Below are 368 nucleotides of genomic sequence, written 5' to 3' on the forward strand. Positions count from 1 at the left end.
GTCGTTAGCTCAGTCGGTAGAGCAGTTGGCTTTTAACCAATTGGTCATAGGTTCGAATCCTATACGACCCACCACTTCTTGCACGAGACATTCGTGAACTCTGATGGGTCGTTAGCTCAGTCGGTAGAGCAGTTGGCTTTTAACCAATTGGTCATAGGTTCGAATCCTATACGACCCACCACTTTTTCAGGCCACCGTAGGGTGGTTTTTTTGTGCCTCAATTACAGTATGGCACATGGCTTCAGGAGTATAGGGTGAGAACCGTACCCGCAGGGAGGTTCGAGTCGAGGCGTTTATGGTGAGACAACAGCGGAGTTCGCGACGCTGGCCCGCAGGGCGCAAGTCATCCTATACGACCCACCACTTTT

1 tRNA gene and 1 other RNA gene are annotated in these 368 nt (G+C 51.1%); both read left to right on the top strand.

From position 1 onward, the window contains the following. The first annotated feature begins 105 nt into the window (after positions 1-105). A tRNA-Lys gene (locus tag ACFVYJ_RS05700) sits at positions 106-181 on the top strand. Between the two features lie 52 nt (positions 182-233). Further along, positions 234-363: non-coding RNA, RtT sRNA (locus ACFVYJ_RS05705), on the top strand. Positions 364-368 lie beyond the last annotated feature (5 nt).

The organism is Pontibacter sp. JAM-7 (assembly GCF_048548695.2).
In the GTDB taxonomy this organism is placed as follows: domain Bacteria; phylum Pseudomonadota; class Gammaproteobacteria; order Pseudomonadales; family Balneatricaceae; genus Neptuniibacter.